Genomic DNA, 20,163 nt, shown 5'->3' with positions numbered 1-20,163 from the left:
CTGATCGGATTGCCCGCTTTAGAATAAAGGGGCAGTTGTCTTAAGGAAGTTTATGAGGAGCGGCCATGACCAAAAGCAGAGCACCGCGCCGGGTCGCTATCGCCCTAAGCCAAGCCGCAGAAGAATACGTTGCAGGATTGAAGCAGTTCGAGGCCGAGCAAAGCGAGTTTCTCATTAGAGCAAGACAGGCCTTGCCTCCCTCCGGCTATGCGGTTCCAATGGCGGCGCACGTTCTAGAGCGACGTGCAAATGAAACAGTTGACCATGTTGTTCCTTGGGGATTCGCTGACTTTTCTGTTTCTTTTCGGATATTGGCAGAGACTCTGGCCGAGCTAGCACCAACGATGTCAGATTCTCCAATACCACTTTATATTAATGTAGTCCGAGATGAAGATCCGGCCGTTGAGACATACCTTCTCATTAAGTTTGGCCAGATACTTGCCTTAAACGAGCGAGTGAGTGTGGAAAGTGGCAAGAGGATTGTATCGCAGGATGGCGAGCGTTATCTTTCGGCTATAGCTGACTCCCGCCGCCGGAGCGCGCTGACGCTTCTGCGGACCAAGGCCCTTTACTTAGAACACAGTGAGGAAGAGCGCAAAATAATCAATGGTGCGGTGGAAAATGGCGGCGGTCATGACTCCGACATCGCGCTCCGTGCTAAGTTGACACTGCTGCTCGACATGCGCGAGATCGACGTGCTACGGAAGGGACTACCTGAAACTTGGCAGCGGATGCTGACAGCGCTGGAAGTAAGAGAAGCATCCTTATTAAGTTTGCTCGCGTTCGCTTCACTTTTGCCCGCTATGGGGTACCGCTGGCTAGATGAAGATACCCTTTTTGACTTGCTCGGATCCTTTACCTCAGCATATGAGCGCGATCCAATCGACAATCGTGAGCTTATTCGATTGATGAATTTGCTCTCGTCTGACCCGGAAACCGCACGGCGAACAGGATCGGCAGTTCCATTCCTAAGAATAAGCTCGCAATACCGTGCTTGGCCGTTCGTCTACCATGCGATGCTTCCCGAACTAGTTTTTATAGCGCAGGTTCAAAGCAAGAGAGGCGAAATTTGGAGCACCACTTTCGGTAGTGATTTGGCCCGTGCGGCGGACTATATTGCCGATCAGCTCCAGCAGTTTAAAAATATTACTGTCGTTACTCGGAAGAAGAAGAGCGGAATTGGCGACATTGATTTAGGCATCTATGACCACGACACTAACGAATTGCTCATCTGTGAAGTTAAAACAGTTTTCGATCGATTTCGAACTGAATTCCAAGCTTCCAATTTCACTGACGATCGCGTGAATTTTGGAAAGGCGGTGCAGCAGCTGAATGCTGCGAGGAACGCATTGCTATCCGGACAGTGGTCACTGAAGGATATATTTGGGAAAACCGTTCCTGCGAATCCATCTAACGTTTACCGCGTCGTCTTGCTGTGGCGAGACCATATCAATCCCTCACTTGACGGTGGTGATTTCACTCCAGCCTGTGACTTTTCTACTTTCCGCTACCTGTTTGAGCGTTGTGCAGGCAAGCCCCGCATTGTCGCTGAGAGCATTGAGCAGCTTGAAAAAATCTTCTGGGTAAGCCGGTATCGGATCGATTTCTGGCCAGTAGGTGATGACACACTTGCTTATGCGCGCGAGGAGGAAACCGATGCGCTGCCTCCTATGTCGTTCCTCGACAAGCTTCCGCTCAACGAAATCGTTCGCGCGGAGGTTCGCACCCTCAGGCATTTCCCCCCTGATTGGGAGGAGCAGCTCGAGGCGGCAAATGATGAGGCTCTACCTCAGTTCCTATCACAGCTCACGTAAAATCGCGAGGGTACTTGCTGCGGGTGGAGGCACTTCTGTTGGGCATACGACTCTGAATTGCATCATGATTTTTTGTCGAGCGTCAGGGCCCCCTCTTAAGAGATATGGTGATCGCGGGCACCGCGATCGCTGATCCAGGAGACAGCCGCGCCTCCGCTTCGCTCTGGCACAGCTGACGATCTTTCATTTCATTTTTCCGCCTGCCATCCGGCCGGCGATCCGAACACGGGCTCTGGTGCCGCTGCGCGTCAGCCTCCACGGAAAAATCCGGTTCCTCCCACGCGCGGGGCGCGCGGGTCCCTCCCAATTTCACCGCTCCGGCCCCGTGTGTCAGATCACCGTCCGGCCGCAGGTCGGGCTGCGCCCACCCTGCTTTGCCCTTCGGATGACATGAGGTCATCCAAAGTGAAAAGCAGCGATGGCTTCGCCACTGGCGGAACAGGAAGGAGCGCCACGACATGTCGGACCAGTGCGGAACACGGGCCAGAGATTGGGCTGCGGCCCATCAGAGGCAGACCTTTGTGACAAGAAAGGCAGGCCCGCCTTCGCATCGCGAACAGGCCCCACTGATTTCACGCAATTTTTCCCACCCCTGAAGGCAGGACTATCTGACGCCTGCCACCCGATGTTCTGTGGCACATAGTTCTGCCTTTTCTATTAGGCAGCCTGCCTCTCGGGCTTGCCAGCTTGACGAAAGCGGACGGTCAGCAGTCGGCGCAGCATCGACGTGAAGAGCCGTTTGCGGTCATTGACCTCGCGCGGCGGCTATGCCTGATATGCCTGTAAATTCGAGGTGGAGACATGCCAATTAATCGCCTGCTGGCAGTGTCCGCCACCATGCTTTTTGCAGTCGGCTGCACCCAGGATAGCCACCTCATGAAAGTCCTTGGTAACGCGCTTCCTGCGGATGCATCACCTACCTTGACGGATAGCTGCACCAGCTTTCTCGGATTTGGCCCTGCAGTAGGTATTTTCGAAGTCTCGCCGGAAGCGGCGAGAGAAGCGGCGGGTTTCAAAGGGCGCTTCGCCGACACCCCCTCGTGGTCTCAACACGGATCAATGGTCGAATTTGCGGAGGTGCGCTCTCGCGAAATCGCGGGAATCAATGCAACTCTGCTTGATGGAAAGGATTGCCTGAGAGAGATGACTGCCGGTGCGGACGAAATCATGTTCGGGGATACACCCGGCACATATTATTCGTCACCGGATCAGCAGGTGGTCATCGTACTTCTTTCCGGTGACTTGGGTAAAGGAGCGATATTTATCCAATCGCCGTAAGGAACGAATGACCGCTTCGTCCCGCAGCATTGTCAATGCAGCGCAAACGCATGGATGCGAAGAGAACTTGCGAGGCAGCATGCTTATGTTACAGCTCGGCTTTGACGCTGCCGATCAGCGGAGGCAGGGAAAGAGTGATGATAGGCATTTTTCTCAGCTATTTGGAAAAAAAAGCGCAACGGCATCCTTGGCTGTGGCTAATCATTCTAGTCATATTTGGGGGGGCGTGGTGGGTATTTTTTGCGCAATTCTTTAATCGATAGTATTTATCATTGTCAATTTTATTATAAAGCTGCGAAGATGCCATTGGTGAGACCGTTTCATCGGCACAGCCCGCCTGCTTAAATGACCGCTCCGTCCCGCATAGCCGCAGGCGACGCGGGGCCATCAACGTAAATTATCTGGGGCTGACGTGAAAAATTGAGAGAATAGTGTTACTTCGCAATCAAGGCAGTCTCCATACGTCAAACAGGACCATTCTGCCGTGGGCCATGATTCTCTTAAGTTTCGGTCCATAATCGCCTCTTTGTCCGCAGTTTCAGGCATCGTTGTCTACGTAGCCGCAGGGCCTGTTTCCCCCTTAAGTACGGCGGAATATATACTCCTCGCCTGCATTGCGGGTTTCGGGCCTGCGTCGATTGGGCTCTTTCTCTCCCGCAGCTTTGGGCATGGTGAGTTTGCAGGTTGGCTTAGGTCGCTCGCGACCGCCTATCTGTGTTCGGTGATCGGAGGAGCAATCGCCGGTTCGATCATTCTGCCTGGGATCGGGACGGTCGGGGGAGCTGTTTACGGTGCAGAGATTATCACATCGTGGCAGAAGGCGGTGACCTGGATGCTCTGCGCCACTATCGCACAGCTAATCGCTATTCGTGTCCGGAGTCTGACGGGTAATTGAATGCGCGCGCTTTGAACAGCAAGAAACTGAGTTGCCTGACCCAATGTGATTAACACGACAGTCCGCTTCGTCCCGCACAGCTGCCGCCGCCGGGCCGCGACGGCCGGTGCATGAACAGCCCTTTACGGACGGTCGCCCTAGTCCTTAGCATCTGCAAAGCGTGGAAAAGGAGATGGCGATGCCCGAAATGACTGTGCTTCTGACTTACCTCGCAGTGCTGGTCGGCTTCGTCTTCTTTCCGGGGCCGTCGATCCTGCTGACTTCGGCACGTGCCTCAACCTCGGGAACTCGGGCTGGAGTAGCCACGAGCCTCGGTATTGGCTTGGGAGATGTAATTCACACCCTGCTGGCCGTCGTAGGGGTGTCGGCCATCGTCATGGCGTCTGCCAATGCTTTTCTGGCAGTAAAGTTGCTGGGCGCTGGATATTTGATCTACATCGGTCTTCGTAGCATCTTCGAGCGGACTTCTCTTCAGGGCCAGCCTGATTTGCCGCTGATCACTCCGCGTAAAGCATTTCGTCAGGCATGTCTCGCTGAGGTGCTGAACCCGAAATCGGCCATGTTCTTCCTGGCGTTCCTGCCGCAGTTCGTCGCTCCAGATCAGGGAAACGTCGCCCTGCAACTGCTGGTGCTTGGCCTGCTGTTCGTCGTGGTGGGGACTGCTGCCACGCTATTGGTGGCGGTCGGCGCAGGCGCTATCGGAGCAGCCTTGCGCAGCAACCCCGCCATACAGCGTTGGCAAGGAAAAGTGGTGGGCACCCTGTATTGCGCTCTGGGTATCCGACTTGCATTTCAACCGCGCTGACCACTGTCTGCTTGGTCCCGCATAGTAGACGCTCGCCCGTCACCCTGGGCCGTCTGTTTTGCGGGACATGCTGCTACTCGCAGCGGTTACGTCTTGTCTCAGTCTCCGTGGTGTGGGCCGTCAACCGTAACGTTGGACAAGTCAAGCCCATCTTGCATCAAAACAAGAGAGAAACGTTTGAAAAATGATAATAATTTTGATGCGCTCATCTCAATCTCGACCGCTCTGATAACTTTTTCAGGATTGTCGAAGCTGCCTTTCTGCAAGTAGATCAGAACGCCGGGTTCGTATTCTTTTCCGTGGTTCCCGTTGAAAGAAATGCGGTAGCCAATGACCCTTTCGCCATCTGTGGCAAGGCCCTTATCAGTAAGATACTGCGCCATGCTCTCGGTGTCGGATCTATCTGCGGCGACAGTCCCTTTGAAATCGTTGTATTGAACAGAAGCTACAAAATCAGACACATTCAACTCCCGGATGTTTAAAAAGACCAACACAACCTAGCTACTTCACTGCCCCCAAAAAAACAGTCTGTTTGAGCTCTGCCTACTGCATGATGCGGTTCGGTTGTTAATCGGCTTAGGTTGGGGGCGGTCATCCGCTGCGCCTTTGCGAAAGCTAGCTGACTACCAAGGGTTCAAAGCGGCAATATTGCCTGACGAACAAGGTAAAAATGTGTGGTGAAAGATGCGGCGTGAGCCCGCACTTCCAGCACGGCAGCGGCAAGCCAGCCTGCGAATCTACATCCTTTTGTGAACACCAAGCAAAATTGCCGTTTGCGTCACGGCTTTGCCTTTTAGGTGACCCAACATCTCCGCCCGTTCCTTCCTGTTCCGCCAGTGGCGAAGCCATCGCTGCTTTTCACTTTGGATGACCTCATGTCATCCGAAGGGCAAAGCAGGGTGGGCGCAGCCCGACCTGCGGCCGGACGGTGATCTGACACACGGGGCCGGAGCGGTGAAATTGGGAGGGACCCGCGCGCTTGCGCGTGGGAGGAACCGGATTTCTCCGTGGAGGCTGACGCGCAGCGGCGCCAGAGCCCGTGTTCGGATCGCCGGCCGGATGGCAGGCGGAAAATGAAATGAAAGATCGTCAGCTATGCCAGAGCGAAGCGGAGGCGCGGCTGTCCGTTGGATCAGCGATCGCGGTGCCCGCGATCACCATATCTCTGAAAAACAGCCTATCGAGGACCTAGTAGGATCGAGGCGAATAGCTCGTCTCCGACGTTCACGCTAGCTGCAGCGAATGCTATTGCAGCAATAACACCTGGCTGGTAGCTGGGTCGGGCACAGCCAGCTTAGCTACCTATTATTATTGCGTGCGATTTACTGGATAGAGGTAAACGTTCTAATTTTTAATATGGGCAGCAGACGCTTGGTAATTGCTGATTGCATCGTCTTATTTTGTTTCTGAGGGCTGGCATGATTACTTGTCGTTTGCTTACCAGTAGAGATCGTTAGGAATGCCTTTTGTTCGGTGTTCTGTGTAAGGGCAGTAATTCAGCAGCCAAAAAACGCCATTCCGTTCGTACGTCGCAATCCGCTGCTTGGCCTTGGACCAATCAAATTCTCGAGTTTCGGGGTCCTCAATCTGCAATAATATGCTCGCGCCTTGGCGCCACATAGCGACGGTTTCCGTAGTGCAGAGCTCGATGGCGCGATCGAAGTCCCGGCGCTGGATATCACCACAATGCAGGCGCTTCTCAAAAAAATTGCAGGCGCAACTCAAGTAAAGTTCCCCGCGTACGAACATCCCCAGGGTGCTACATAGGACTTCTTCGTGAGCTACCGCATCCGCTTTTCGGACAATTTCTTCAAGCTCTGCGCGCTGAATTAAAGCGCGTTTTTGCTCGTTGTCGCGGACCCAGACTGCAATGGACGTTCTGGAGGGATAGACTACTTCAACAATCAAGCCGTCCTTTCCCTCATGGATGTAGTCACTGCCTGCGCGAAATGAGGCAGCCATGCGGATGGCGTCCTCGGGAGAAAGTACAAACTCTTTCTTCTCACCCCCAGATTGGAAGATGAGTTTGATTTGCCCTTCTTCAACAACCTTAAGATCCACCCTCGGTTCGGTCACCTTGACTCCTGTCTCAACTGGCTTCGGTCAGCTCCCAACTATGCGGGACAAGCTGTCGCACAAGGAGATCACGCGCGGAGCATTATACTCTGCCGCTCAATCGGCAGCCCGCTCCATTTCCCGTGCGACGATCTTCTCAATCCGCGGGGCGACTTCACCGCATAGCGCGAGGTCGGCTTTAGCCAGCGGGTCGGCTTCAAGCATTTGACCGGTCAAGTTATAGTTGTTCTGCAGACGATCGCTATAGATGTCGCGGAAACGAACCGCTTCTGCGTCCGAGTTTCGGAACTCTACCTCGAAGTCCTTCGCGGGCAATCCACGGTCGCGCGTCTGATACGCCCTGATTATCGTCGTGCCAATGACCAGCGTCGTCGAGGCGTTTTGATACCGCTCAACTAGCTCTGCTGGCATATTTTGGCCTCCGTATGCCAAGATGCCATCGAACAATCCGGCGCAACGCACAGAGGTGTAGGCCGAAACGTGCAGGTCATCGTCTATGCTCTGCATAGTTTCGTTGATCGACCGCAGCTCTTGGGTCCATGCAGGCGTAGCGCTTACCAGCACTGCAGCCAAAATTATCATTCGCATATGACACCCCACACTGATCTCCCTATCCATGTCATGCCGCCAGTAGACCACGCAACCTTAAGGTGAAGTAAAATGCGTTGATTGCCACGTAAAGGATCGATCATGCAGGCGGTGTTAATCTTGCGCCATGCTGAAAATAAACAGCTAAACGCTAGCCAATATCAGGGATATCTGCATGATCCCGAAGATCTTGGTAGACCGCTACTTGAAACGGGATCCCTAATAAAAGCGACGGCTGAGCGGGGGAGCGCACATGCTCTTGTTATGTTCGTGCTGCGTAGGCCAGTCTAGTAGACGCTTTTCCTGTAAGACTGCTTTGCGTGACCAAGAGGGTGGTTAATAAAGTTGCAGAGTAACAATTTTGGTCAGTGCCATAATCGTTCCGAAGGTCGAATAGCCACTACCGAGGCTGCGGCATTTCATTCTCAGTAAACTATAGAAAACAATCGCTTGTGGAATGGCCAGTGACCAGCTTCGCGCTTTCCTTGCCAACAACGCTTGAAAATAGATATGGGGATTTAGACATTGCAGCTTATTGCCAATTCGATATCGCTATCCTGACGCAAGCCTGAAGCTCAATTGGAGAACCACCGACGTGCTGACAATTAGTTCTGATGCCGATTTTGTCAAAAGATCATTCGATATATGGCGTTCGGCTTCTTCTAGAAGAGGGCATCCGCGACGGAAAACTCTGGCGTTTGCCGGAGCAACGCATAGTCTTCCGTAATCAATCTGACGATAGAAGCAACAAACTTGATCTCAGAACCGCGCTTGGTACAGATCCTACTGGAAAATACTGGGCTGTTCAAATCAACGAGGCAGAAAATGCAGGTGATCCAAACATCACTTCCGCTATCGCGCTGGACGAGGATGGTCGACCATTTCTGCTTCGGCAGGGGCGGCTAACACCCCCGGTGGCGGGCAATAAACACATTCTGGAAGCTGAGTTTCGGACGCTTACTGGACTCACGCCCGAACCTGTCAAAAACGGAAATACATCGGGTAAGCTGCGCGAATGGTATGTCGTAACGCCACTTGATGTTAGTTCGGATGAAATTCGGTCCGCTACAGGTCAATTCGTTGATATCTGCGTAAGGGCTCGAGAAAGGGAGGTAGCTGGGATCGGTACGATGCCGGACACAACGCCAGTTGTTGGACTCGGTAACGACGAAACCGGTGGAACCTATGTCATCGGCGCCCGGGATGCTCAGGATGCAAAGCATATTCGAAAGCAGCAAGGAGAGGTTTGGCAACGCTTAGCAATCATATTGCGTGAAGCTGGTATCGCTATCGATAAGCCTAAGCATGCTAGTGGTTACGAAGTGGACGCGGTTATTGCAGGACCAATCGAGCCCACTCTACTTGAGATCAAGTCGGGAGCAACCGCTGCCGACGTCTATGCTGGCATGGGGCAACTCCAGCTTTATCCGAAGCTTTTGCCGCAGCTTGGACGCCATCAGCTGGTCTTGCTCCTACCAAGCCTGCCTCAGCAAGCCTTGGTCAAGGCAGTTAAAGAATGTGGTGTCCGACTTTTTACCTACGAATACTCCGAAGAAAATGGAACACCGGTAATCAGGTTCAGCGGTCACTTTAAAGGAATCTGTGGAATTCAATCCGTTTCGCAAAAGCATTGACTGACCACAATGCGGTAAAATTGCTTGGCAAACGAGGCAAATTGCTTGGTTCATGAACCGGGATTGCTGGAATTTCTGCCTGCGGCGCGGCAAATCGGTGCGTGAATCTACATTCTGTCAAAGGATCGGAGCCGGGGGGTGGTGCGGCCCGCAGCCGAAGGCGAGGACACGGCCCCCGATGGAGACGACGCCGCAGGCGGCGCTTGTCTTTTGACAGGGCCGATCAGGTCTGTTGGCGGATATGAAATGAAAGATCGTCTGGATGGGGGTGAGCGCGGGCCTTGGCCCGCGTCGATCCCCCGGCCAGTCCGCATGATCAAACACAAGCCCGGCGACCAGCCGGGCTTTCTCAATCCTCTATCTTTGGCCGGAGCTATCCAGCCTGCCGCGCTTCGCGGCGGGCCTTGCGGGGTGGCGAGCTGGACGCGCCATCACAGAGCGAAGGGAAGCGAGCCGCCCTGTGGGAAGGTCCGGCCTTGCGCGAGCGATTGTGACCCAAAGGGCCGAGACTATGCCGTTGGCCTGACTGTTGCGCCCCTGCACGGGCAGGCTCGGAACGAGAGAAGCGGGCAGGACCAGGCGCAAAGGAAGGGCAAGGGCATAGGCTCGGGGCGCAGGCCGGCTCTTGCCGGCCAAGCCTAGAGCGCGGTCCCGGCCATAGGACGGGACGCGCTATATTATGATAGCTTTCGTTGAAAAGTTAGGAGAAACAGGAGAGGTGAAAAAAACTGGAGGAAAAATGACTGATAAAGAAGAATTGGTTATAAAAAACATCGTTAGAAAAATACTTCGATGCTTTTGAATCGAGCAATAGCTCAGGTCTTACGGCGATAATTGGAGCAGCAACTTATACTTTATTCACAACTTTGGGCAGCGGCAGTTACTTAAACCTTATCCCCCGGTGGCCGACCTTTGATATTTCATATTTTATGGGCACTAATCATGCTTATAATATATCACTTCTGCACTTCCTAGCAACGGCAATGATTTACTTAGCCTGTTGCTTTTTCGCCTTATTTTTCGCGACGTCTTTATCTTTGTATGGATCTTATCTTTTTCAAATCGATAAAAACCATAGACGAATAGAAGTGCCTTTCCTTCTGGGAATTTGTAATGAAATTATATATGCCGGGGCAATATTTACCATTCTTGCTTTGTTGATTATCCCCGTTGCTGCTTTGCTTTTCGAGGTTAGCGTGCCAGCCGCCATATCAGCATTCATTTATGTAATAGGAATTCTACTAACAGGGTTTGCCATATTTCATGTAACATACAATATTTTAGACCTAGGGTGGATTAGGTTTACCACACTCGGCATAATTCTTATCAGCGCATTCTTTATATGGATGGAGGTTTATCGCAGCGCTCAGAAATATGCTTACGTATCTAACACTCGATATTGCCAGTGGATGAGAGCTTACAATCCTACTGATCTTTATTTAGCTATTAATAAACGCACATGCGAATAGGATGCGCGGTCAATTAGGGGGCTGTTTCTTGCGGTATCACTCAAAAATCGTGGAAGATTCTGTCTAAATTTGCTGTAAAAAGGTACAACACACGTGACCTGCCCCCGGAACGTCCCTCGGTTTAATGTAGAGTTTGCCTCATCGTGCGCTGCTCCCCAACCTTGGACCGCCGGATGCTGGAGTTTTCCGGCTCGGTCATGGCGACGGGCTGGCTGCGCACAAACCGGCAGACTCTCATTATGAACGAGGGACGATCGGGGGGCAGGTCATCACCAGTTTACAAGTTCAGTAATTGCCGCGAACAAGAAACATGAAGGTGCCAATAAGAAAGGCAGTATAGAGTAGGTAAATTATTGGCATCACGAAAGCCTTGACGAAGGCTGACTGCAGTCTCTCCCGTCGAGCCATGTTGGCTGAATTAGCCGCTTGCTCCCTTTCCTTGATCTCCTTACGGAAGCTGTCTCGTTCCGAAACTGGCGCTTTTGGATCAGACCCCCAACTCAGCCACATATCCGGATGAGCGTCCTTCACTAGGATACTGAGATCAGAGTCGGAGCCGTCGAAACGACCACCCGTACGAAGAATGGATTGCAGCACCATCCCGAATGCTATGGGAACACGAAACGCGAGTAAATCATTGTGGACCCGGACCTCTTCAGGGTGAAACTGCTCCGGACGGATGTCGAGGTCTGCTAAGATCCGCGCGCGGTGAAAGACCCACCAAGTCCGATCACCTCTTTTCACAAGAGCACCGGCATAAGGAGGTAGATCTTCGGTCCTATCTTGCTTGAAAAACATCGATTTCCTACATTGGAAAACAAGTTGCATGCCGTAGCTCCATCGGTGCATTGGGATGCCGAAGCCTGTGCTCCGTCAAGTCTGCTCGGAAAGTCTTAAACATACCAAAGGAGTACTTGACGCCGCCCTCTAAGACGACGGCGTGAGTAGCCCCCCTGCCTCTGGAGAGTGTGTTGCAAATCTGCTCGCGAATGTTCCTTTAGACCGTAAAAAACCAGCACTTGGCCGGCTCCTCCTGGTTTGCCTACGTTTTCTGGACCGCCGGACACTGGAGTTTCCGGCCTTGGTCATGACGCCGGGCTGGTGACGCTGCCGGGATAGTGTAACGCGCTCGGGACGTTGTATCCAATGCCGCTGTGGGGTCGATCGTCATTATAGTGTCTACGCCAATCCTCCAATTTTTTGATCGCGTCCGCGAGGCTCTTGAACCAACGTGCGTTTAGGCACGCAGCTTGGCTTTCACACGCCGCTTGGGCATTTTGCTCCGCAATTGCAAGCCTAAAGCCCTGTGAACATTATAGAACATCTTGATGCTGACCTCCCAGCTTTCCCGGTCGAGAACGACTTAAACGCGGCGATAGCCATAGCGCACGCGCGTTTCGCAGATCTCCCGGATCCGCTATTTCAACTCTGCCGGATCGGTGCGGCGGGATTTGTAGTAGTAGCTCGAGCAGTCGAACCTCAGGGCCCCACATGCCCTACGGATCGAGACGGCCCAGTCTGCACACATCCCGCGAAGGAGTTCACGCGTCCGTTCTGGCTTCAGAGCCTTCGCCGCACGACATCCTGCAACATCTGACGGTCCAGCGTCAGGTCGGCCACAATCCGCTTCAGCCGTGCATTCTCGTCCTCGAGTTGCTTCAGCCGGCGCATCTCGTCGGGCAGCAGCCCACCATACCTTTTCTTCCGGGCAAAGTAGGTCGACTGTCCAATACCCGCCTTGCGTCAAATCTCGGCGACTGGCGTGCTTTCCTCACCTTGCTTTAGGATGAACGCCTTTGGCGCCTCCGTAAACTTCGATGCCTTCACCGTTCTCAACTCCTCTCCCAGCAAGGGAAGATTAGCCGAAAACTCCAGTTTCAACTGGTCCAGTTCTCAGGGGGCAGAGCAAACGTACATTGCCCCGTCAACATCCACCAAAGCAACTACGCTGCCAGCCAGCACAGCCGGTGCGGGGCCGGGCGCTGAAGCTGCGGCCGTTCCAATAGTCCCGCTGATGTATTCGCTTTGCCGTCAGGATCACGGCACCGGTGCTGCGCGCAGCGGCCGTCACTCCCACTTTCTTTGCAGGCGCCTTTTCCCGCGTTGGGTTCCTCTGCTGTACTCGCTGATCAGTCTGGATCCTTCTGGTAGCAGAGCTGGACGACGTTTCCAGAAGTTTTGTCATCCGATCCGTCATAGTGTTTCCTGATCATCGCAATCAGCGACAGCGTCCTCTTGGACTTCTCCTCAGCCACCTGCATCTTCGCGAGGCTCGCCGCTGTGGACGCCGCTTGTATCGAGTTGGGAGATACCAAGTTCGCATTCCTTGCGGACAGTCTGGCTATGGAAATTACTCTGTTCGCTCGGAGTTCAATTAGGTCGATCAGGAACATAAACTCGTCGATAGGGATCATATGATCGCCACCGGTTAAATGTGTCCGGAACATCCAATCCAAAACGTCCAGCCTCGCGGCTTTCAAATCTCCCTCCGGCCAATGGCGCTTGGGCTCACGGAAATCAGTCAGAGCATGTGCCACCAGTTCCTTGGCCATACTCATCGCAACCTCGGGCCTAACTTCGGCACCAGTGAATGCGAACAGATCCGTAAAACTAGATATCTTTGTGCTGGTCGATAATGACGCTGTGCATGGGTGCTTCGGCCACGGCGCGCCAAACTCATCGAACCATACGCGTCCGCCGGTTGGAGACTGGTAATAATAGACAGCGGCGCCGCAAATGGGGCATTTTGCGTTCGGGGACATGAAGCCGTTGGTCCTGACTGATCCGGAAGACGACCCCGAACTGTATGATCCGGTATCCCCACCCCACCCCACCCGCAGTCGCAATTCGACGGGTGGTTCCAAGCGTTGCAGCCCATTCGAGATTCTCCGCTAAAGCAGAGTGTGTCTATCACCTCGGTTCGCTCCCCCCAAAACCATTCCTGTGACTTGGCTAACGGACCAAGTTGGTGTTGCGCTAGCTGTATGATGGAAATACGCCTCAATCCGAGGGGCAGCTTTGGGCTCAGTGCGCCTATGCCCGAGCGCCGCCTTGGCGGCGGCTCTGAGGGACGAAGCTGCAATTTGCTACGTAGCAGAAAGATATTCAAACCCGCAGTTTCAAATGACTACGAGGGCAGCTGCGTTGGTGCCACTGCAACAGACACATGGTGTCAGCCCGGCAGATCCAACGCTTGAGGTTCGTGGATCGGGCAGCCATTGAACTGACTGCGGAAGTCGCTCGACATCTTGTAAGTTTCGCGGCGAACCCGATTGACTGACCCCAAGGGACGGTGCGCCTCCAGACCAGTCCACACGGAAAAACGCAGCTTCTCGTCCACGATCTGAGCGCGGGCCTCGCTCCACCCTGGCTGCGGATTGGCGCGCAGACGCGCCACAGTGACGAAGGGGCTGTCCTCCTCGTCCCACAGGACCGAGGGATTCTCAACTGGCATTGCCTCAGCGTCGCGGCATAGCTGCACGCGCAGCTCCCATTCACAGACGCCAGCCTCCGCAGCGACTGCGACAGCCTCTCGCAGTGCGTCAGGGCGGCCCTTCGTGTCGATGATTTCCTCGGTGTGACAGGTTAGCGTTTCGGATACCGGAACCAGAGAAAATTTTGCGACATGATGGCCATGGCGGAACGCTGTCTGAGAGTAGTAGGTCTCACCCAACGGATGGACATTCGGTGCTCCCCCCATCGTCTGGAGAGTGGCACTCCCTCCCCCAACGGCCTCTAGCACCCTCTCAGTGCCGCGCAACACCGCAGACAGCGCCTTCTTTGCCCATTCTGCGCGGTCGGTCGTCTTGGCCAAAAGCTTCAGACTTTTCAGAAAGGCTTTCGCATTCGGCGCGGTGAAGACGGGACCATTCACCATCACGAAGTCCTGTGAGTTCCCTTCAGCGCCACTTAGCCTCGCCCCTTCAACTCCCATCACCTTCAGTGCAAGCCCCCGTGGAACGGAGATGCTGTCCGACAAGATATCTCCCGGATTGGTCGAGATACGCAGCACTGCCTGATAGACCCCCGGCACCGCGAACATCCCCTGCGCAAATTCCGGCGGGAGATCAGGCAGGACCGTCAGCTCCGCCTTGAGGATCCCGTGGCTTTTGGCGTGAACCGAGCGCACCGCGTGTCCATAATGCTCAGAGGTGGTCTCCATGATGTCCAGGAGAGTGGCCTTCAGGCTTTGGATCGTATCGGCTTCATCATCGGGGATCGTCTCAAGGTCGGGCGAGTAATGGATCGGTGGCTTCATGACGTCCCTCGGCTGCGCAAACGTGGCTTCGGGCTAAACGGTGAACTGCAAACCGTGGTTCCTTGGCCCACTCCAGCTGCCCAGATCGAACGTCCGGTTTGGGCTCTTCACGTCAATCTGTCGCCCTTGGCGAGGGCGCGGGGGGCGCGGCAGCCTCTGAGCTGCGCACTCGGCCGTTACCTGCCATTCGCCGGGAGAGAGTGCTGCGCGGCGTCAGTTCCAGAGGGGGGCTTTAGACGCGTGTTGCAGAAAAACGACAGTTGAAGCGTCGACTTCAGGACCACCGCAGCGACGTGAAAAGAGGAGATGCTAGGCGCACGAAAGATAACCTATAAATGACCAATTTTACATAACCTTAGTTGGCGGGCGTTTACCTTATGAAGATCGAGACAATTACTCTGTCCAACTTTAGGTGCTTTGCCACTGAACCTGTCGCAATCAACCTTGAGGAGAACCTAACTGCATTTGTGGGGAACAACGGTTCTGGCAAAACGGCTATCTTCATTGCGCTTGCCCGCCTTTTCGGGACGTCCGCCGCGCAGCGAGCCCTTCGCAAGTCGGACTTCCATATTGCAGGGGACCAAGACGCGCTCGCATCTGAGACAGAGCTCGCGATTGACTGTGTTTTCGGCTTTCCTGAACTCGATGATGACAATGATGAAGGTACTGACGCAGTGCCTGAAGCACTCAGCCACATGGCAACCGATGGTGAAAACGGACCATTAAAGGTCCGCATCCGGCTTCAGGCTAAATGGATTGATAACGGCACCCCTGACGGCGTTATTGAAGAATCTGTGCGATGGGTCCAGGCTCTAGATGACGAATTTGAATGGGATGACTGTCGCCCCGTACAAAGCGTTGAACGAAATTTCATCCAGCTCGTCTATGTTCCGGCAAGTAGGAATGCCGCCGACCAGGTCACGGCTCTTCTTAAAGGCCGCCTGTGGCGTGCGGCGAAATGGTCAACAGAGTTTGCCGGATCGGCAGCTGAGGCAGCTGGCGAACTTCAGGAAGACTTTGACGAGGAAGAGCCTTCGGCATTCATCCTGGACAGGTTGGAAAAGCGATGGACGCAGCTTCATCAGGCTGACACTGACCGCAAGCCCAAGCTGCGTTTGATCGACACTACGCTGGAAGAGCTTGTGCGCAGGGCAGAGTTTGTCTTCTTTCCTGATGAAGCGGGTCAGGCACGGAAGCTGGATGACCTTAGCGATGGTCAGCGGTCCCTCTTTCATATTGCCTTGACGGCTGCGGTCCTTGAAATCGAGAAGGATGCGCTTGCTCTGGACGCCGATGAGAGCATGTTCGACCAGGAAAAACTTCGCCGGACGTACCTAACAATCCTTGCCATCGAAGAGCCGGAAAACAGCCTTTCGCCGTTTTTCTTGTCACGAATCATGACGCAAGCACGAGAGGTTGGAGAACTCGACACAGCACAGATCCTGATCTCCAGCCACAGTGCCAGCATCTTGAGCCGCGTGGAGCCCGAAGAGGTTCGGTACTCCAGGTTGGACCAGGAAAGCAGATCTTCCTCCATTCGTTCTCTGTCATTGCCTGATGATGACGAAGATGCGCAGAAATATATCCGTCTGGCGGTCAGAGCATACCCTGAGCTTTACTTCGGCAGGTTTGTCATCCTTGCAGAGGGTGAATCCAAAGCGATTATTCTGCCGCGTCTTGCGGAGGCGATGGGCTTTCCGTTGGATAGATCTTTTGTCCCCATCGTCCCGCTTGGCGGCCGATATGTTCGTCATTTCTGGCGTCTATTGAGTGGACTTCAAATTCCATATGCAACTTTGCTCGACCTCGATCTAGGTCGCAAACATGGCGGGTCAAAAGTAATCGCGACGACGATAGGCGAATTAAACTTGATTGGGCGTGATCTCGCAGCGAACAGGTTTGTGGTCAACGGCGACGTGAATCTCGCTGACATTGAAGATCTCGATGACTCTGAATTGCTGGAGGAGGGGCAGGACCACCCGTGGCTGAAGATGCTACGTAGAGAGGCGATCTATTTCTCGTCACCAATCGACGTTGACTTTGCTATGCTCCGTTCGTTCCCCGACGCGTACCAGCATGCGCGGGCTGGCGGTCGGGGTCCGCGCAGATCGGCGCAAGCAATTGAAGATAAGAAGAAGGTCACTCTGAAGACCGGTGGAAACACCGATTTATATGATGACGCCGAATGGCGTGACGCGTTTGTTTGGTACCCATACTTGTTTCTCAGTGACAGCAAGCCGGGGACCCATATTGAAGCATTGACGCGTATCGCTGACGAAGATCTGGCTGATGATGCACCGGTTGAGCTCAAGCGTCTCCTTACTCTCGTGAAGAGAAAGCTCAGTGTATGACGCTGGTCAAACCCGGTGACTGGCAACCGCGAGGCGTAGCCGAATTGGAAGACCGCGCCTTGCAAGCGCTTCGGGAAACGGAACGAAGCGTCTGTGTGACGGCGGGCGCTGGTGCGGGAAAGACGGAGTTCCTTGCCCAAAAGGCGGCGTATCTTCTCCAGACAGGGCTTTGCCCCGCACCCAAACGTATTCTGGCGATAAGCTTCAAAAGGGACGCTGCGGCTACATTAGCTGAGCGCGTCAAGCGGCGCTGCGCTCCTGAGCAGGCGCGCCGCTTCACTTCAGTGACCTTTGATGCATTTTCAAAGGGACTTATAGATCAGTTTCACAAGGCGCTTCCTGATGCCTACCGACCCCCGGCCAATTACCGTATCGGCTTTCCAACGTCGGACGCTGTTAATGATTTCCTGCGGCGCCATAATCGGCACGGTGTCAACGCGACCCAATTCCAAAACGCACTGATCCGGCGTCGCCTGCTTGACGGTGACCAGGAGGTCAATGGTGAAACGGAAGCCCTGCGCGATGCGTATTGGCGAGATCAATATGAATACTATGAAGAGCCGGTTTTGACTTTTCCTATGATCAACCGGCTTGCGGAGTACTTGATTCGTACGAACCATCGTGTGTGCCGGGCCATACGCCTAAGCTATCCTGTAGTTTTTCTTGATGAGTTTCAGGATACGCAGGCATCACAGTTTGAGGTTCTGCAGCGGGCATTTAATGGCGCGGGTACTGTCCTCACAGCGGTCGGGGATGACAAACAGAAAATCATGGGCTGGGCAGGGGCGATGCCGAATGCTTTTCAGGCATTTCGAGATCAGTATAGTGCGCGCCCTATCTCGCTGTTGTTGAATTGGCGATCTCACGCGGAACTGGTCGCGGTACAGCACATCATTGCAAGCAACATCAATCCGGATGTTGAGCCTGTCGTGGCTCGCGGGCAGCGCAATGTAGAAGGTGACGTTTCGGCTATTTGGGAATTTGCCGATGAAGAAACCGAGATTGCGGTTATTTCTGAATGGATAGAGGGGCAGGTAGCAAGCGGTACGCCCGCTCATGATATCGCCATCCTTGTCCGTGCAAGAGCTGATAGGGTCGAAAATGAGCTGGGACCCGCACTTGCAGATCGGGGATTGATCCTAAGGAATCTGGCAAGGAATGTTGGTGAAATCTCGATTGAGGATGTGCTATCTGAAGAACTCACCCAGATACTTATGCCTATTTTGCACCTTGCGACGAGCAAGCGTCATCCTGAGGCCTGGTCGACGGCTCTTGAGAATTTTAGCAGACTATACGCTGTCTCTCCGGATGACGATGATCAACTTCAGCGTTTGAATGATCGCATGCAAAGCATCGTCCGGGGGTTGCGGGCGTTTTTAGCTGAGCACGCCGTAGCTGCCACCAATCCAAACCAAATCAGTGATCTTCTTATTGAAGAGATCGATGAGGCGTTGATTCGCCGTTCTACACCTGCGTACCAGCGAGACGCAGACTATCTAAGGGTAAAACAGGGCTTTGATTTGCTTCTCGCAGAGGCGATGAATGAGTCAGACGACTGGCGCGCAGTCCTAGATCGCTTTGAGGGGCGAAATCAGATACCGTTGCTTACCGTACACAAGAGTAAGGGCATGGAGTTTCATACCATGATCTTCTTTGGCTTTGATAGCCGAACTTGGTGGAGCCTTACGCCCGACAAAGATGAGGAGAAAAACTCGTTCTTCGTGGCGTTCACGCGAGCGCGACAGCGTGCCTTTTTCACATCATGTTTGAGGCGTGGTGGTCGCATCACATGGCTTGAGGATCTTCTGGGCAATGCGGTTCCACGGATTGAGGGTGTGATGATCTTATGACAATAGATAGCACGTTGTCGCCCCCACGACACGGCGCTGCCATCATGCTGCTTTCTCCCCAATAACGGGTATCGCGGCGGGGTGGTTGCTCCGTCGCGCGAGTGGCCGCTTGTCCAGGGTTCGCTGCAATCGCGATGCTGCACCGCCGTAAGTCTGCATTCCGCCCATTCTTCCCTTGGCCCTGTCGTTTGTCCCTCACCATAGCCCATCGAACCGGCTTGCGGCTGTTCGCGTGTACCGTGCTGTGTGCCTTGGATCACGGTGGCCGAGATAGTCCTGAATCAGTCGTAGGTCGTATCCTCGATTGGCGAGCGTGAAACCGCAGGAATGGCGCAGTATGTGGGGATATATATGACCGAGACCGGCCCGTTCTCCAGCCGCCGCGAGGATATAGTTGACGGCCTGCCGGGTAAGCGGCTGCCGCCGTTCCGAGACGAACAGCCAAGGCAGAAGGTCGTCTCGTTGGCCGAGCCAGCGTCGGATCGCCCGTAGTTCGTCTCCCTCGACGGGATGCTCGACGCTCAGCCCCCGTTTTAGCCGCGGCACCCAAAGGCGGGACTGCGCCAAATCGACATGATCCCGGCGCAGGGCAATTGCTTCAGAAACTCGCAACCCGTGCCGGAACATCATCAAGACTAGCAGATGATCCCGTGCGCCGTGCCGACTAGCCTTGGCGCACGCGAGGAGCTTATCGATCTGAGCAAGGCCTAGATAATCCCGACCGCGCTCATGGGCATCGGCGGCCACATCTGCATCACTTTTGACATTTCGCCGTGTGGACATTGGTTTGGCGGATCCGCTTAGCTCAAGAAACATGCGGTCTGGTTCATTCCGTCTGCGCCAACTCTTTACGAAAAGCGTATTCTGTAAAGAGTAAGTATTTAGGCCTTCTGGCGCGCTTCTTCTTCACCGAGGCGGTTTTTCAGCGCCTGCAGAATGAAATCCTCGATCTCTTTCACCCGCAGGCCATGAGCAAAGGCTAATTGATCCACAAGCTGGCTGATCTCAGGATTTTTGGGCCCATACAGGGCCCAGTCATCAAGGTCTCGATTGTCAGGATGATGGCAAGGTGTCATCGTGTCCCTAGTGCTCCTTCATGTCATCCAATTATGGAGAATATGCCTCGTAACTGAACGGACAATTGA

Annotated in this window: 14 protein-coding genes and 1 pseudogene; 6 read left to right on the top strand and 9 right to left on the bottom strand. The window is 54.0% G+C overall.

Annotation, left to right across the window (positions count from 1 at the left end; genetic code table 11):
• Positions 1-65 precede the first annotated feature (65 nt).
• From PRL19_RS04125 to PRL19_RS04115, 3 genes are all read left to right on the top strand, one after another.
• The gene (locus PRL19_RS04125; protein ID WP_273743972.1) at positions 66-1,814 is read left to right on the top strand and encodes a hypothetical protein; all 1,749 of its coding nucleotides are present in this window, start codon (positions 66-68) and stop codon (positions 1,812-1,814) included.
• 801 nt (positions 1,815-2,615) lie between these two features.
• Positions 2,616-3,092: a hypothetical protein gene (locus PRL19_RS04120; protein WP_273743971.1), complete on the top strand. Its 477-nt coding sequence runs from the start codon at positions 2,616-2,618 to the stop codon at positions 3,090-3,092.
• A gap of 1,073 nt (positions 3,093-4,165) precedes the next feature.
• A complete protein-coding gene (locus PRL19_RS04115; RefSeq protein ID WP_273743970.1) occupies positions 4,166-4,792 on the top strand; it encodes a LysE family translocator in 627 nt (208 codons plus the stop codon).
• A 98-nt stretch (positions 4,793-4,890) separates the two neighbouring features.
• On the opposite strand, the gene PRL19_RS04110 is transcribed toward PRL19_RS04115, so the two are convergent.
• From PRL19_RS04110 to PRL19_RS04100, 3 genes are all read right to left on the bottom strand, one after another.
• Complete coding sequence (locus PRL19_RS04110) at positions 4,891-5,253, bottom strand: hypothetical protein (RefSeq protein WP_273743969.1); 363 nt, start codon at positions 5,251-5,253, stop codon at positions 4,891-4,893.
• 976 nt (positions 5,254-6,229) lie between these two features.
• Positions 6,230-6,868 (bottom strand): hypothetical protein, encoded by a 639-nt coding sequence (locus PRL19_RS04105; protein ID WP_273743968.1) that lies wholly within the window; start codon positions 6,866-6,868, stop codon positions 6,230-6,232.
• 96 nt (positions 6,869-6,964) lie between these two features.
• Positions 6,965-7,486: a hypothetical protein gene (locus PRL19_RS04100; RefSeq protein ID WP_273743967.1), complete on the bottom strand. Its 522-nt coding sequence runs from the start codon at positions 7,484-7,486 to the stop codon at positions 6,965-6,967.
• Positions 7,487-8,070: 584 nt separating this feature from the next.
• Here PRL19_RS04100 and PRL19_RS04095 point away from each other — a divergent pair.
• Positions 8,071-9,090, top strand: coding sequence for a hypothetical protein (locus PRL19_RS04095; protein WP_273743966.1), 1,020 nt, complete (start codon positions 8,071-8,073; stop codon positions 9,088-9,090).
• Between the two features lie 1,754 nt (positions 9,091-10,844).
• Here the strand turns inward: PRL19_RS04095 and PRL19_RS04090 are convergent.
• From PRL19_RS04090 to PRL19_RS04075, 4 genes and pseudogenes are all read right to left on the bottom strand, one after another.
• Positions 10,845-11,357, bottom strand: a complete 513-nt coding sequence (locus PRL19_RS04090; protein ID WP_273743965.1) for a hypothetical protein — start codon at positions 11,355-11,357, stop codon at positions 10,845-10,847.
• A gap of 287 nt (positions 11,358-11,644) precedes the next feature.
• Positions 11,645-12,386 (bottom strand): annotated as a pseudogene (locus tag PRL19_RS04085) (integrase core domain-containing protein).
• A 302-nt stretch (positions 12,387-12,688) separates the two neighbouring features.
• On the bottom strand, positions 12,689-13,111 hold the full coding sequence (locus tag PRL19_RS04080) for a hypothetical protein (RefSeq protein WP_273743964.1): 423 nt from the start codon (positions 13,109-13,111) through the stop codon (positions 12,689-12,691).
• A gap of 620 nt (positions 13,112-13,731) precedes the next feature.
• Positions 13,732-14,817: a catalase family protein gene (locus PRL19_RS04075; RefSeq protein ID WP_273743963.1), complete on the bottom strand. Its 1,086-nt coding sequence runs from the start codon at positions 14,815-14,817 to the stop codon at positions 13,732-13,734.
• A gap of 377 nt (positions 14,818-15,194) precedes the next feature.
• Between PRL19_RS04075 and PRL19_RS04070 the strand changes: the two genes are divergently transcribed.
• A complete protein-coding gene (locus tag PRL19_RS04070; RefSeq protein WP_273743961.1) occupies positions 15,195-17,168 on the top strand; it encodes an ATP-dependent nuclease in 1,974 nt (657 codons plus the stop codon).
• Complete coding sequence (locus PRL19_RS04065) at positions 17,165-19,018, top strand: UvrD-helicase domain-containing protein (RefSeq protein WP_273743960.1); 1,854 nt, start codon at positions 17,165-17,167, stop codon at positions 19,016-19,018. Before PRL19_RS04070 ends, PRL19_RS04065 begins: the two co-directional genes overlap by 4 nt.
• A gap of 195 nt (positions 19,019-19,213) precedes the next feature.
• Here the strand turns inward: PRL19_RS04065 and PRL19_RS15730 are convergent, their stop codons facing one another.
• Complete coding sequence (locus tag PRL19_RS15730) at positions 19,214-19,801, bottom strand: tyrosine-type recombinase/integrase (protein WP_420704422.1); 588 nt, start codon at positions 19,799-19,801, stop codon at positions 19,214-19,216.
• A gap of 98 nt (positions 19,802-19,899) precedes the next feature.
• The gene (locus tag PRL19_RS04060; RefSeq protein ID WP_273743959.1) at positions 19,900-20,094 is read right to left on the bottom strand and encodes a hypothetical protein; all 195 of its coding nucleotides are present in this window, start codon (positions 20,092-20,094) and stop codon (positions 19,900-19,902) included.
• Between the last annotated feature and the right edge of the window lie 69 nt (positions 20,095-20,163).

Source organism: Paracoccus marcusii (genome assembly GCF_028621715.1).
In the GTDB taxonomy this organism is placed as follows: Bacteria; Pseudomonadota; Alphaproteobacteria; order Rhodobacterales; family Rhodobacteraceae; genus Paracoccus; species Paracoccus marcusii.
Note: the sequence above shows the minus strand (reverse complement) of the source record. Positions and strands in the feature narration are given on the sequence as shown.